14 protein-coding genes and 1 pseudogene are annotated in these 12308 nt (G+C 50.2%); 1 reads left to right on the top strand and 14 read right to left on the bottom strand.

Annotated elements, in window-relative coordinates; all coding sequences use genetic code 11:
* Window positions 1-71 precede the first annotated feature (71 nt).
* The 10 genes and pseudogenes from ACQ4N8_RS07440 to ACQ4N8_RS07395 form a co-directional block, all read right to left on the bottom strand.
* Window positions 72-896, bottom strand: coding sequence for a carbohydrate ABC transporter permease (locus tag ACQ4N8_RS07440; protein WP_430703705.1), 825 nt, complete (start codon window positions 894-896; stop codon window positions 72-74).
* Window positions 896-1777 (bottom strand): carbohydrate ABC transporter permease, encoded by an 882-nt coding sequence (locus ACQ4N8_RS07435; protein ID WP_430703704.1) that lies wholly within the window; start codon window positions 1775-1777, stop codon window positions 896-898. Before ACQ4N8_RS07435 ends, ACQ4N8_RS07440 begins: the two co-directional genes overlap by 1 nt.
* Window positions 1778-1874: 97 nt before the next feature.
* Window positions 1875-3233 carry an ABC transporter substrate-binding protein gene (locus ACQ4N8_RS07430; RefSeq protein WP_430703774.1) on the bottom strand — a complete coding sequence of 453 codons (1359 nt, stop codon included), beginning with the start codon at window positions 3231-3233 and terminating at the stop codon, window positions 1875-1877.
* A 207-nt stretch (window positions 3234-3440) separates the two neighbouring features.
* Window positions 3441-3638, bottom strand: coding sequence for a hypothetical protein (locus ACQ4N8_RS07425; RefSeq protein WP_430703703.1), 198 nt, complete (start codon window positions 3636-3638; stop codon window positions 3441-3443).
* Window positions 3639-3755: 117 nt separating this feature from the next.
* Entirely contained in the window at window positions 3756-4379 is a 624-nt protein-coding gene (locus ACQ4N8_RS07420) for a sensor histidine kinase (RefSeq protein ID WP_430703702.1), read from the bottom strand.
* A 56-nt stretch (window positions 4380-4435) separates the two neighbouring features.
* Window positions 4436-4963 (bottom strand): hypothetical protein, encoded by a 528-nt coding sequence (locus ACQ4N8_RS07415; protein WP_430703701.1) that lies wholly within the window; start codon window positions 4961-4963, stop codon window positions 4436-4438.
* Window positions 4950-5554: pseudogene (locus tag ACQ4N8_RS07410) on the bottom strand (response regulator transcription factor). The gene ACQ4N8_RS07415 and the pseudogene ACQ4N8_RS07410 overlap by 14 nt, the downstream one beginning before the upstream one ends.
* A 104-nt stretch (window positions 5555-5658) precedes the next feature.
* Window positions 5659-6723: a YncE family protein gene (locus ACQ4N8_RS07405; protein WP_430703700.1), complete on the bottom strand. Its 1065-nt coding sequence runs from the start codon at window positions 6721-6723 to the stop codon at window positions 5659-5661.
* A 59-nt stretch (window positions 6724-6782) separates the two neighbouring features.
* The gene (locus tag ACQ4N8_RS07400) at window positions 6783-6980 is read right to left on the bottom strand and encodes a DUF2933 domain-containing protein (protein WP_430703699.1); all 198 of its coding nucleotides are present in this window, start codon (window positions 6978-6980) and stop codon (window positions 6783-6785) included.
* A 164-nt stretch (window positions 6981-7144) separates the two neighbouring features.
* On the bottom strand, window positions 7145-8362 hold the full coding sequence (locus ACQ4N8_RS07395) for a cell wall-binding repeat-containing protein (RefSeq protein ID WP_430703698.1): 1218 nt from the start codon (window positions 8360-8362) through the stop codon (window positions 7145-7147).
* Window positions 8363-8573: 211 nt separating this feature from the next.
* On the opposite strand from ACQ4N8_RS07395, the gene ACQ4N8_RS07390 reads away from it, so the two are divergent.
* Complete coding sequence (locus ACQ4N8_RS07390) at window positions 8574-8849, top strand: hypothetical protein (protein ID WP_430703779.1); 276 nt, start codon at window positions 8574-8576, stop codon at window positions 8847-8849.
* An 81-nt stretch (window positions 8850-8930) separates the two neighbouring features.
* Here ACQ4N8_RS07390 and groL read toward each other — a convergent pair whose 3' ends face one another.
* The 4 genes from groL to tatA all read right to left on the bottom strand — a co-directional run bounded on the left by groL (window position 8931) and on the right by tatA (window position 12303).
* Complete coding sequence (gene groL / locus ACQ4N8_RS07385) at window positions 8931-10550, bottom strand: chaperonin GroEL (RefSeq protein ID WP_430703697.1); 1620 nt, start codon at window positions 10548-10550, stop codon at window positions 8931-8933.
* A gap of 50 nt (window positions 10551-10600) precedes the next feature.
* On the bottom strand, window positions 10601-10882 hold the full coding sequence (groES, locus tag ACQ4N8_RS07380; protein WP_430703696.1) for a co-chaperone GroES: 282 nt from the start codon (window positions 10880-10882) through the stop codon (window positions 10601-10603).
* Window positions 10883-11217: 335 nt separating this feature from the next.
* The gene (gene tatC / locus ACQ4N8_RS07375; RefSeq protein WP_430703695.1) at window positions 11218-11976 is read right to left on the bottom strand and encodes a twin-arginine translocase subunit TatC; all 759 of its coding nucleotides are present in this window, start codon (window positions 11974-11976) and stop codon (window positions 11218-11220) included.
* Between the two features lie 108 nt (window positions 11977-12084).
* Complete coding sequence (gene tatA / locus ACQ4N8_RS07370; protein ID WP_430703694.1) at window positions 12085-12303, bottom strand: twin-arginine translocase TatA/TatE family subunit; 219 nt, start codon at window positions 12301-12303, stop codon at window positions 12085-12087.
* Window positions 12304-12308: the final 5 nt, after the last annotated feature.

Raw genomic sequence — 12308 nt, 5'->3', positions numbered from 1 at the left:
CCACCTTGCCGTTTTTTTAAAACAATTATACCCTTTTCAATCCACTTTTTCAGCCAAAGATTGCCAAATGGCTATTTGAGGGCCCCTTCCGTAATCCCCTTAATGATTTGCTTTTGAAGGAACAAATACAGCACCAATACCGGAATAATAGTCATGATCAGTCCGGCCATCAGCGGCGCAAAGTCCACGGAATAGGAAGAGAAGAAATTGTACGTGGAAAGCGGCAACGTTTTATGAGCCGGAGACAGCAAGACCAAGCTGGGAAGCAAGTAGTCGTTCCAGATCCAGAGGATGTCCAGAACGATCAACGTAACGAATACGGGTTTCAATAAGGGCAATACGATCTGGAAGAAGGTCCGCAATCTGGAGCTTCCTTCGATAAACGCGGATTCCTCCAATTCGAATGGAACACCTTTGATAAAACCGTGGAACGTGAACACGCCAAACGGTACACCAAACCCCAAATACATAAACATTAAGGTAACTTTCGAGTCCAACAGGTCCATATTTCCGTACAGCATGACCAGCGGAATCATGAGCACCTGGAACGGGAGGGTTAGCGAAGCCAACATGACAAAGAAAATGAACGAGTTCACCTTCCATTTGAATCGGACAAACAAATACCCTGTCATCGCCGAAAAAATAAGAATGATGAAGACCGCCACGACCGTGATGATCAGGGAATTCAAAAAGCCGTGCAGGAAATCCATTTTATCAATCGCGCTCGCGTAATTTCCAAAATGGAAATCTGCGGGAAGCGAAAGTGGATTTTCGACGAACTGTTGGGTCGATTTGAACGAATTCATGACGATTAACAGGAACGGAGTCAGAAAGACGAGAAGGAATAAGTAAAGAAGCGCTGTTTTTACCACCGTTCCGATAGGCCGGGCATTCATTACGATTCCACCTCCAGTTTCTTGAGCAGATAAGATTGTGTCAGCGCAATGATCGCGACCACCGCAAACAACACTACCGCTTCCGCTTGGCCTATCCCATACTGGTTGGACAGAAACGCCTTTTGCACGATATGATAGGTGGCCAGCTCGGTGGAGTTAAACGGCCCCCCCTTGGTTAAGGCCAGGTTGATATCGTAGGTCAAGAATGAACGCGATATGGAGATGAAGATGCAAATAACGGTGGCCGGTATGGATAGCGGCAGAATGATCTTTCGAATGATCGAAGATCTGTTGGCTCCGTCGATGCTTGCGGCTTCCAATACATCGCCCGGTACGCCGGAAAAGCCGGCGATATAGATGATCATCAGATAACCGATCAACTGCCAAGCCGTCGCAATAACGAGCGCCCAAAATGCGGTATTCGTATCCGTCAGCCAGGACGATGCGAACAACGACCATCCGTATTTGTTCCCGAGATAGGGCAGAACTTGCGAGAATAACGTTTGCCACAAGTAACCAAGTACGATCCCGCCGATCAGATTCGGCGTAAAGAAACCCGTGCGCAACCATTGCTCCCCTTTTGCTCCGGCGGTCAACGCAAGCGCAATGAAGAACGCCGCCCCATTGGCGATCAAGACGGTGAAGAACACGTATTTGAGCGTAAACCATAACTGGCCCAAAAACACTTTGTCGCTAAACACATCATAGTAATTCGCAAATCCGATAAGCTCGCTGTTTGCCGTCCGAACATCCCAATTCGTGAACGTCAGATATAATCCGACGATAAACGGAATAACGACCACGGCGGCGAAAGCAAAAATGGAGGGCCCGCCGAAAAGCAGGAACGTTCCGGCATTGGATAATAAACTTTTCTTCTTCATGTTGCCGCCCCTTTAATAAACCCGTATTTGTGTTCCCATAAATGAGGCGGGCCGAGGCAAGGCCCCTACCCGCCATTCATCTGTCCAATCCGATTTTCTATTTTCTGCCCTGATATTCCCAATATTCCTGAACCTCGTCCGCAAGGCCCTTGCGATCGATTTTGTCGACAAGGTACTTTTGCATCGACGCCCCTGTCTTGGACCAGTAATCCTGCGGCAGGTAATTGATTACGCCGATATTCATCACTTTGCCTTGATCCACGTATTGGGAAACCGCATCGGAGATGATGTTTGTTCCCTTCACTTGCACATCCTTATAAGGCATGGACAATCCCATCTGTGAAATGATCGCTTCTTGTCCCTGTTCGCTCGTGACCATCCACTCGATAAACGCTTTTGCCGCTTCCTGCTGCTCCGGCGTCGATCCCGAGTTATCGATGGCAAACAATTTCGGTTCGCTATAAGCGATTTGGCTGTTTCCGTAGTCGTCTGGATTATTGCTGATCGGAACCGGAATGACACCAAATTCCTGATCGCGCCCTTCAAGCGGCCCGACAACGGCCCACGTCCAATCGCCCATAAAGTAGAAGGCTGCGTCTCCCTTGGCGAAATCGGCGCTGTCTTTGTTGTAGTCCGCAACGAGCGGGTCGCTCTTGCGGGCATTGTATTTTTTCAGCAAGTCGAAAGTATCCATCAGCCCGTTAAATTGGGGATTGTCGATCAGCTTGGCTTCGCCGCTTTCCAGGGATTCCACGAATTTGCGGTTTTCGTCGACGCTGGCCGACTGTAGGGAATAAACCAGCCCCAGATAGTGCGACCCGAGCGACCAATCCGCTCCATGGATCATGACCGGAGCTTTGCCGGCGGCTTCGATTTTCTGGAACAATGCTTCCAAATCGTCGCGGGTTTTGATCGAAGCCGGATCAAAGGCGCCTCCGATCGCTTCCTCAACCGCCCGTTTGTTATATAGCAATCCGTAGCCTTGCGCGGTCCAAGGGATGCCGAGGAATTTCCCCTCCAGCAGCGCCCCATCTACTGCGCCTGGTTTGGTGAGCCCTTCATATTTGGCCTTTTCCGATTCCAGGTCCAGGAAGGAATCTTTATACTGCAAAATGGTTCCCGCATCGAGATTGGCAATGGTTGCCGGATTCCCGGAGGCCAATAAAGATTGGAATTTCTCGATTTGCGCACCGCCGATCGGCGTCGGAATCAATTCAACGGTTACGTTGGGGTGAAGCTCATGATACGTTTGGAATAGTTTCTCGAATACTTCGTTAACTTCGGCCGACGTATTAAAGAAGGTTAGCTTGACTTCCTTCTCCGTTTGTTGCGCTGGTTCTCCGCCTTGATTGTTTCCGGCGGCAGGGGCATTGCTGCTTGCGTCGTTTCCTTTCGAACATGCCGCTAACAGAGAAAACAATAACACCAGGCAAATCGTCAATTTGAACCCTTTCATCTTTTTCAAGACTGTTCCCCCTCATCCACATTTTGAATGCGCATTCATGTTTTGCACATCCTTATGATAACCGGTTGACATATGGTATGTCAACCGGTTATCATTTTTGCGGTTCGGATTCAGCCATCCTGGAAGGCGTCAATTCAATTATCCTCACATAAACTTCTATAATTTCGGATTGATCTCCAAACCAAACTGGAATTAAGGTTAAGGTTTACTTCTATGCGTAACCCAATAAACGATGCCAACAATCCCGGCCAGGGCAATCGTGGATAAACAAGCCCACCCGATCGATAGTCCCATTTGATGGAAAGACATATCGCGAAACGAGGAGGCCGAAAATAATAAACAGGCCAGTCCCATAACGATCAGTAGACCGACGATGAGCCAATCCGCCTTTCTCATCTCAGTTTCCCCCTTGGCGCTCGAGCGCAAATCGGATCTCGAATCGGGTTCCTTGGCCCGGCTTGCTGGACACCAAAATTTCTCCTCCCTGCAGCTCCACCAGCTTTTTCGCGATGGCTAACCGAGCCCGGTCCCGCCATGCTCCCGCGACCGGAATTTTTCCACACGGTAGAAGCGATCGAAAATGTACGGAATTTCGTCCTCCGGGATTCCAATGCCGGTATCTTCCGCCGCTAGATAAACGTAAGCCTGATTTTGATCCAGCTCTAGGGTGATGCTGCCCTGTTCCGTGTAACGCACTGCATTTTCCAGCAAATTGAGAAGAACCTGCTCCATCCTCAAGCCATCCCCATTGATTAACGGGACGTCGTGACGGATCGCTGCATGGAGCGTCAAGTTCTTCTTCCCCGCCTTCAGTTTGATTTTATTCGCCGCATTGTCCGCGATCTCCGCCAAGTCGATCCACTCCAGCGACAAGCTGACTTTTCCTTCTTCCATCTTCGCCAATTCGAACAAATCATTCACCAGGTGCTGTAAGCGGATGGCCTCCTCGTGAACGATATCCAAATATTTGTCCTTCTCTTCCTCTGTTTCATATAGATGATTTTTCAGGACCTGCGCATAACCTTCCAAATACGTAATGGGAGTCCTGAGCTCATGCGAGATATTGGCGAAAAACTCCTGCCGCGTATCTCTATACCGTTGCAGCTCGACCGCTAAATGATTGATCGTATCGGCCAATACGCCGATTTCGTCTTCCCGCCTAATCGATAACCGGGTTTCCAGCTCGCCCGCGGCTATTCTTCGGTGGCTGCCTGTATTTGCACTAGCGGTCGGGACAGGAGTCCGGCGAGAATCCAGGTAATTCCCAGAGCCAGAAAAAATGCCGCCGCCCCGAAATTCGCCCCCGCAACCTCCCGTACAGGCCTGGCCGCAACGAAATAACGATCTCCATCGGCCGCCAGATGTTCCAGTTCGACGGCTTTTCCGGCAAAAAGAACCTGCAGGTCCTGCGGCTTGATAAAGGACCGATCCAATAAATCGTAGGGTCCGGAATGGGCCAAAACGTTCCCTTGCTCCCCAACGAATACAATGCTGACGTTGGAGAAATCGGCAAACTGAAGCAAGGTGTCTTCCGATAACGATTCAGGGGATTGGCTCATTGCCGTAAAGTGGGCCGTAAGCTCCTCTACTTCCGTCCTCATTTCCGCGTTGTAAAAGTTGGTGAACATCCGGTCAATCGCCAGTCCCAGGGATAGGATTACGACAACGAAAGCGATGAGGATGACCAGCCCGATCCGAAAGCCGATTTTATTCTTTCTCATGCCCATGACCCGCCCCGTTGAACTTATACCCAACACCCCACACGGTTTGTATCGGATTATAGCCGAGCCCGGCTTTTTGCGCCTTATCCCGGATATTTTTGATATGCGTATCTACGACCCGAACTTCCCCCTCGTATTCGTCTCCCCAGATCAAGTTCACCAGTTCGTCCCTCGTAAATGCCCGTTGACCGCTTTTGGCCAGCGCCAGAAATAAATCGAACTCCTTTTGCGTAAATTCGACGGCTTGGTCAAATAATCTTCCGCCCCGATGCCAAGCCCGTATACTTTATCTTTCGTCTCCGAACGCGCGGTCAACATCAAGATCGCCACTTGATCCCTTTCCCGGATCTTTTTGCATACTTGCCAACCGTCCATATCCGGCAGCATCAGGTCCAGCAAGACCATATCGTAGCGGTGGCCCAGCGCCATTTCCAAGGCCTCCTTGCCATTGGTCGCCTCCTTGACCTCGAATCCTTCCCGGGTTAAATAGATCCGCAACAGATTGCGCATATTCCATTCATCATCCACAACCAGAACCTGCAGCTTTGACACGCTGCCTCCCACCTTTGCCGATTGACTTCCAGAGATCATAAAAATACCCAACGGGTCCATTGTCCCGCAGTCCATACCTGATATTATACTTTAAAACGGCCCCCCTACGGGAAGCTTAATAAGAACGGAACCATACCGTTCCCCTAGTATGGAGTAACACTGATTCCGTTTGGCGTTGTGCCCACTTTAATCGTTGCAATCACTTGATTGTTTTCATTGTCGATCACGGTTAGTGTGTTATCGAACATGTTGGTCACATAAATTTTGCTGTTATTCGGGCTCACTACCACGCCATGCGCCCCTTTCCCCGTCTCTATCGTGGCAATGACCTGGTTTGTGGCCAGCTCAATTTTCGAAATGCTGTTTGATGGATTTTGCTCGGTACCTTGATTCGCAATAATCGCATACTTGTTGTCTGATGAAATATAGACCTGGGCAGGGCCGCTACCGACAGGAACTTTAATCATTTTCCCGGAAGCCAAATCTACGATTGCGGCAGCATTTTCCGCGTTCAGCGGAACGACCAGGGTTTTGCCGTCACTCGTTATGCCGGTAGTTACCGGCGTATTGCCAATCTTGATCTTTTTCTCTTCAGACATCGTCTCCAAGTTCAATACACTAACCGTGTCTTCACTCATATTCGCCACATAAGCAAATTTACTGTCTGCAGATACTCTAAATCCGTGAGGGCCTTTTCCTGTTGGAATCGTTCCCGCCGTTTGAAACGTCTTGGCATCCAGTACCGTTACATTATTTCCTTCATTATTCGTAACCAAAACATATTTCCCATCCATCGTAAAGACAATATGAGCCGGATGGACACCTACTTCTACTTTTTGGGCAAGATCGTCCGAAGCCGTGTCATAGAAATAGACGTATCCGTTCATTTCGTGTTCACCTGCTTCACTATGCCCGCTTTCTTGTTCTTCCTTCGCCATTCCCTCCATATCGGACATGGATGGAACTACAGTAGCCCCTACCGTTTTCCCATCGGGAGAGACCTGGACATTATGAACGGATCCTTCGATTGCAAGGGTCTGCAGGACCTGATTCGTAGCGGCATCGATCTTAGTAATGCTTCCCCCTTCATCGGCAGTGTAATAAACTGCCGGCGAATCATTTTGTGGAATTGGGGCTGCAGATCCGCAGGCAGTAATACTAATGGCTAAAATCGCCACAGTGAGCGTTATCATCCAATGTCTATTCATGTTGTCTTCCTCCAAAATTTATTTATCCTATCATTAGTTAAGCCTAAATTCCCGATGGTTCACCGGGATAGCTTTTGAATTTCATGCATCATTCGCTCATTCTCCGCTCTCAGCTCATTTAGTTGAGTTTGAATCGCCTGTTCATTTGACGAGGGGTTCGAATGGGAACCATGCCCGTGCCCATGCCCTTTCATTCCAAACATCATGAATATCATCATCAGCGGACAAACCAATACCAGCAACCAAGACCAATCCATCTGTTTATCCTCCCTTGTCATTTCGACTGCTTGATAGGTTCATTGTATACAGCGATTGTGTAGAAACCATGTGGAAAGCTTGCGAATTCCGTGGAATTGTTTTTATCCATAAAGAAAAACACGGCTCAAAGGGCCGTGTTTTCTTTTGCCATTTTGAAAACAAATTAGTGGCCTCCGTGCCCGCCTCCGGACCGAGGCGCGATTTCCAGCATCGAGTCGATTTCCCCTTGGGCAGCCTCGCTCATCGTGGATGCCGATCCCGTCAACCAAGCATGGTTGTATGGTCCTTCCGCAGGGGATTTCTCAAACTTCGGCTGTACTGACATGACATAAGTCATCACGGGTTCCGGCATGGAATCCCGCCCGGTCCATAACAGCGGCGCATGTTTCCCTAAATGGGAGAAAGGAGCCGCGGCAATGGCCAGCGCCGGCGATTGACTGCTCACAAACGAAAAGTTATGTCCAGGCGTCGTGATCCCCCAGCCAAAGTCGGTTTTCGGATCTTTATACTCCGCAAATGCGACAGCATTGGCAAACGGATCTTCCCCGGAAATGCGTACGGTATTGCCGAATGGTTTCAATTCCTTCTCTACTTGGGCCGAGATCACGGATTCAGGTCCCAGAATATAAATATTCGCCTTCCCTCCCCGAGTTTGCAAAGCCTCTTTTGTTTCCTGGGGAATCTCGTCCTTCCTCACATACAGCAACGGCTCCGGCATATGAGCAATCCAATTGATGGCGGGCATCGTATACTCTTGGCTTTCCATCGATCCGATGATGACGGAAGACGGATTTTCCCCCGCTACTTTCGCGTAATAGGCATCTATGGCCTTAGCCAATGCGGCAGGATTGTCGGCCGATAGTTTATCCGTTTTGAACCCAAGCTCTTTGGCCTGGTCCTCAACCTTTTGATCGAGATCGCCAACCAGGATTGCTTGAACCCCGTTGTTGCTCTCCACGCCTTTTGGCCGCAATCTTTTCATTTCATTTGCGGTAGCTTCCGGAATGCCGTCCTGATTGACGAACAAAACGGGGCCATTGCTGGGGTGATGGATCAAATCGGCACTAACGACGGCATTTTGCCAGTTATCTGCAGATGTAAGAATAATACTTCCCGGTCGATTATCCTCGCCGGTAGCCATCCAAAGCGTGCGCGAAACCAACACGGCCGCTGCTACGGGATCATCCGTATTCATCCGGGTCGTGTTTTTCGAGGCAATCCAAGGAACCGCGGCATCTCCCTCGGAAACTGTTGCATTACTCGCAGTTTGGGCTGAATTCTCCTCCACTTTGGCAGCATTGTTGTTTCCCGCGTTCGTACAAGCCGATAAAACGATCACCGCCGCAAAAATAACCGCCCCGATTTGCATTGATTTCTTCATAAGCGCCTCCTGTAAATTGTCATTACTTACTAATACGCGTTATCAGGTGATACCTATTTTAAACAAATAGTTTGTGAAAAGTATGTGGTTTTGATGGAGATCCCATTTATTTATTTCCATTTCACTTCCAAAAATCACGCCTAAACAAACCCTGGAACCCTGTGTTAGGATAACGTCAGTTTCGCAAAAAAACATCGGGAGGAAATTCACCATGAGGAAATCTTTGGCGATTCTAATGGTAACCGCTTCTCTGGTAATGAGTCCGTTGGGAGCTCCAACGATTCATGCATCTAGCGATATTCCTGCACAAGCTAAAGCAACAGTAAGCAGTGTGCGGGAGAATGTCATCGCACAAGGGATGAAATATCTTGGGAACGGGAAAATCCTGCAAACTTATTCGAAGGAATCGGGTGGCGTCCGTATCGACAATATTGAGGGTACGCAATGGGAAAAGCGCTTTTTTTTTGGGGGAAGTGTGTTGGAATAGTTTAACTTCTTTCTAAATGATAAAAAGGCTCCCTCTCGGGAGCCTTTGAATTACGGGTATGCAGGGTTTATACGCCCCAGCTTACATCATGCCGCCCATGCCGCCCATGTCAGGCATAGCTGGCTTTTCCGGTTCCGGTTTGTCGGCGATGACCGCTTCGGTCGTCAGGAACAAGCCGGCTACGGATGCTGCATTTTGGAGTGCATAACGGGTGACTTTCGCAGGGTCGACGATACCTGCTTCAATCATGTTCACCCACTCGCCGGTAGCGGCGTTGTAGCCGATGCCGACTTTTTCCTTTTTCAGGCGATCTACGATAACCGATCCTTCTTCACCGGCATTTGCCGCGATCGTACGAACCGGTTCTTCGAGCGAGCGCAGCACGATGTTAACGCCGGTTTTTTCGTCGCCCGTTGCTTCAACGGCTGCTACAGCACTGTAAACGTTCACGAGGGCTACGCCGCCGCCGGATACGATACCTTCTTCAACGGCTGCGCGCGTTGCGTTCAGCGCGTCTTCGATGCGCAGTTTGCGTTCTTTCAGTTCGGTTTCGGTAGCCGCGCCGACTTTGATGACCGCTACGCCGCCGGCCAGTTTAGCCAGGCGTTCTTGCAGTTTTTCTTTGTCGAACTCGGAAGTCGTTTCTTCCAGTTGAGCGCGGATTTGGTTCACGCGAGCGTTGATGTCGGCTTTGTCGCCGCTGCCGTCCACGATCGTCGTGTTTTCTTTCGTTACGATGACTTGACGCGCGTTACCAAGTTGATCCACCGTCGTGCTCTTCAGGTCAAGGCCAAGCTTCTCGGTGATGACTTGACCGCCGGTCAGAGCCGCGATGTCTTGCAGCATCGCTTCGCGACGGTCGCCGAAGCCAGGGGCCTTAACGGCTACCGCGCTGAACGTGCCGCGCAGTTTGTTGACGATCAGCATCGCTTGAGCTTCGCCTTCGATATCTTCGGCGATGATGAGCAGCGGTCTGGATTGTTGCACGATTTTCTCCAGAAGCGGCAGGATTTCTTGCGTGCTGCTGATCTTCTTGTCAGTGATCAGGATATAGGGGTTATCGAGTACGGCTTCCATTTTGTCCGTATCGGTGATCATGTAAGGAGATACATAACCGCGGTCGAATTGCATCCCTTCAACCACTTCCAGCTCGGTGGCAAATCCGCGGGATTCTTCGACGGTGATAACGCCGTCTTTACCCACTTTTTCCATGGCTTCCGCGATCAATTCGCCAACTTCTTCGTCAGCGGCGGAGATGGCGGCAACTTGTGCGATCGACTGTTTGCCTTCGATCGTTTTGGAGATGCTTTTCAGTTCGGCAACTGCGGCGCGAACCGCTTTGTCGATCCCTTTGCGCAGACCGATAGGGCTAGCGCCTGCGGTTACGTTCTTCAAGCCTTCGCGGATCAGCGCTTGCGCGAGAACCGTAGCTGTCGTCGTACCGTCGCCGGCCACGTCGTTCGTTTTCGTCGCTACTTCTTTTACGAGCTGGGCGCCCATGTTTTCAAACGCGTTTTCCAATTCGATTTCCTTCGCGATCGTTACGCCGTCATTGGTGATGAGCGGGCTGCCGAATTTTTTCTCAAGCACGACGTTGCGGCCTTTAGGACCCAGCGTTACTTTTACTGCGTTAGCCAAAGCGTCAACCCCACGAAGCATTGCGTGGCGGGCGTCTTCACTGAATTTAATCTCTTTTGCCATAATTCAATTACCTCCCTAATAATGTTGAGTAGGATATGCTTCGGCCGTAATTAGCCGACGATAGCGTGAATGTCGCTTTCTTTCATAATCAAATATTCTTTGCCTTCGTATTTCACTTCGGTGCCGGCATATTTGGAGAACAACACGCGGTCGCCTTCTTTGACTTCCAGCGGTACGCGGACTCCATCCTTCAAAGTTCCGCTGCCGACGGCGATGACTTTGCCTTCCTGCGGTTTTTCTTTGGCCGTGTCGGGAAGCACGATGCCGAATGACGTAGTTTCCTCTTGTTCGATCGGTTGTACCAGAACGCGTTCACCTAAAGGTTTGATCATGAAAAAACAGCCTCCTTTTAGATATGTTGTGTTATTGGGTATATGTTGTCGTATGTATTAGCACTCGATCTACTCAAGTGCTAACAACCACTTTTATATTACTCAACTTGCGACTAGATTTCAAGTTCCTTTGTACAATTTTTTTTCATTTTCCGCATATGAAACACACGTCCTCCCCATTGTATCCTTACGTCTGGGAAAATATTCCGGGCAGGGCCGGACAAACCAGGGCGTCGGGCGATCCCTTCCCTTTGCATCGCCGGGAAAGGACTAGCGCCCATGCAGCCCCCATTCCGAAATAATAAACGCGCCTTCTTCCGCAAAGGCGCGTTTCCTCATTTGTACTTCTCGGCCCGCTCCGCATCCGCAGCCAGCTGCTTGCTGTATACGCGCTGGGACAAGACCACGCTCAGCTCGTACAATAAGACGAGCGGGATCAGCACCAGGAAGGCGGAGAAGAAATCCGCGGGCGTGATCATCACCGAAATGACCACCAGGGCAAAATAAGCAACCCGGCGCATTTTCCGCAGCCGAATCGGCGTTAATATCCGCAGCTGCGTCAAAAACAAAATGATCAGCGGCAATTCAAACAATAAGGAGATCGGCAGTACGATATTGGTCAAAAACTTGAAATAATCCGCCATCCCGTAGGTTTCGACGAGACCCAGCTCCTTGTTCAGCGTTCCGGTAAACGTCATGGCCAGCGGAAACACCACGTAATAACCGAAAGCCAAACCGACTACGAAGCAGATAAACACGAACGGGATGTATTTCACCGTCGCTTTGCGCTCCTGCGGCTTTAATCCCGGGCTGACAAACGCCCACACCTGGTAAAGCGTGAACGGCAGCGTGATCCCTAAAGCGACCAGCATGGCGATTTTCATATACACGCCGACGCCGTCCCAAAACGAAAAGGCGTTCAATTCGATGGTTACGCCGGAAATGGCATTCACGGTCAAGTAGTGGTAGATCGGATCGACTACAAAAAACGCTCCGACCAGCACGACGACAAACACGATGCAGACCAGCACCAGCCGTCGCCGCAGCTCCGTCAAATGATCTACGATATTTTGCGCCATTGGTTCATTGGCCATAATCCGCCCTCCTTTCCCACCCGGCAATCCGGTCCAGCTCAAACAAAATCCCTCCTCAAGGGAAGGGATCGACGTTTCTCGACTATGTAGATGCTCTTCCACCGCGCCTTATTCGGGCAATCGGCGGTCCTCCGGTTTGGGCCCTTCCGCCCGGGAAGCAACGGGTTCCGTTCTTTTGGCCTCAGGCTGGTCATCCACGATATCCCGGGTCGCCTCTTTGAACTCCCGGAACGTCCGGCCTACCGCCCGCCCGAGCTCGGGTAATTTATTTGGACCAAACAACAGCAACGCCGCGATGACGATCAACAAAAATCCGCCTGCGCCCATGGTTG

This window comes from Paenibacillus macerans, assembly GCF_050565405.1.
Classification (GTDB): domain Bacteria; phylum Bacillota; class Bacilli; order Paenibacillales; family Paenibacillaceae; genus Fontibacillus; species Fontibacillus macerans_B.
Note: the sequence above shows the minus strand (reverse complement) of the source record. Positions and strands in the feature narration are given on the sequence as shown.

Bases quoted from the DNA above. Each gene is read 5' to 3' on its own strand.
- ACQ4N8_RS07440 (WP_430703705.1), bottom strand. From the start codon at position 896: ATGAATGCCCGGCCTATCGGAACGGTGGTAAAAACAGCGCTTCTTTAC.
- ACQ4N8_RS07435 (WP_430703704.1), bottom strand. From the start codon at position 1,777: ATGAAGAAGAAAAGTTTATTATCCAATGCCGGAACGTTCCTGCTTTTC.
- ACQ4N8_RS07430 (WP_430703774.1), bottom strand. From the start codon at position 3,233: ATGAAAGGGTTCAAATTGACGATTTGCCTGGTGTTATTGTTTTCTCTG.
- ACQ4N8_RS07425 (WP_430703703.1), bottom strand. From the start codon at position 3,638: ATGAGAAAGGCGGATTGGCTCATCGTCGGTCTACTGATCGTTATGGGA.
- ACQ4N8_RS07415 (WP_430703701.1), bottom strand. From the start codon at position 4,963: ATGAGAAAGAATAAAATCGGCTTTCGGATCGGGCTGGTCATCCTCATC.
- ACQ4N8_RS07405 (WP_430703700.1), bottom strand. From the start codon at position 6,723: ATGAATAGACATTGGATGATAACGCTCACTGTGGCGATTTTAGCCATT.
- ACQ4N8_RS07400 (WP_430703699.1), bottom strand. From the start codon at position 6,980: ATGGATTGGTCTTGGTTGCTGGTATTGGTTTGTCCGCTGATGATGATA.
- ACQ4N8_RS07395 (WP_430703698.1), bottom strand. From the start codon at position 8,362: ATGAAGAAATCAATGCAAATCGGGGCGGTTATTTTTGCGGCGGTGATC.
- ACQ4N8_RS07390 (WP_430703779.1), top strand. From the start codon at position 8,574: ATGAGGAAATCTTTGGCGATTCTAATGGTAACCGCTTCTCTGGTAATG.
- groL (WP_430703697.1), bottom strand. From the start codon at position 10,550: ATGGCAAAAGAGATTAAATTCAGTGAAGACGCCCGCCACGCAATGCTT.
- groES (WP_430703696.1), bottom strand. From the start codon at position 10,882: ATGATCAAACCTTTAGGTGAACGCGTTCTGGTACAACCGATCGAACAA.
- tatC (WP_430703695.1), bottom strand. From the start codon at position 11,976: ATGGCCAATGAACCAATGGCGCAAAATATCGTAGATCATTTGACGGAG.
- tatA (WP_430703694.1), bottom strand. From the start codon at position 12,303: ATGGGCGCAGGCGGATTTTTGTTGATCGTCATCGCGGCGTTGCTGTTG.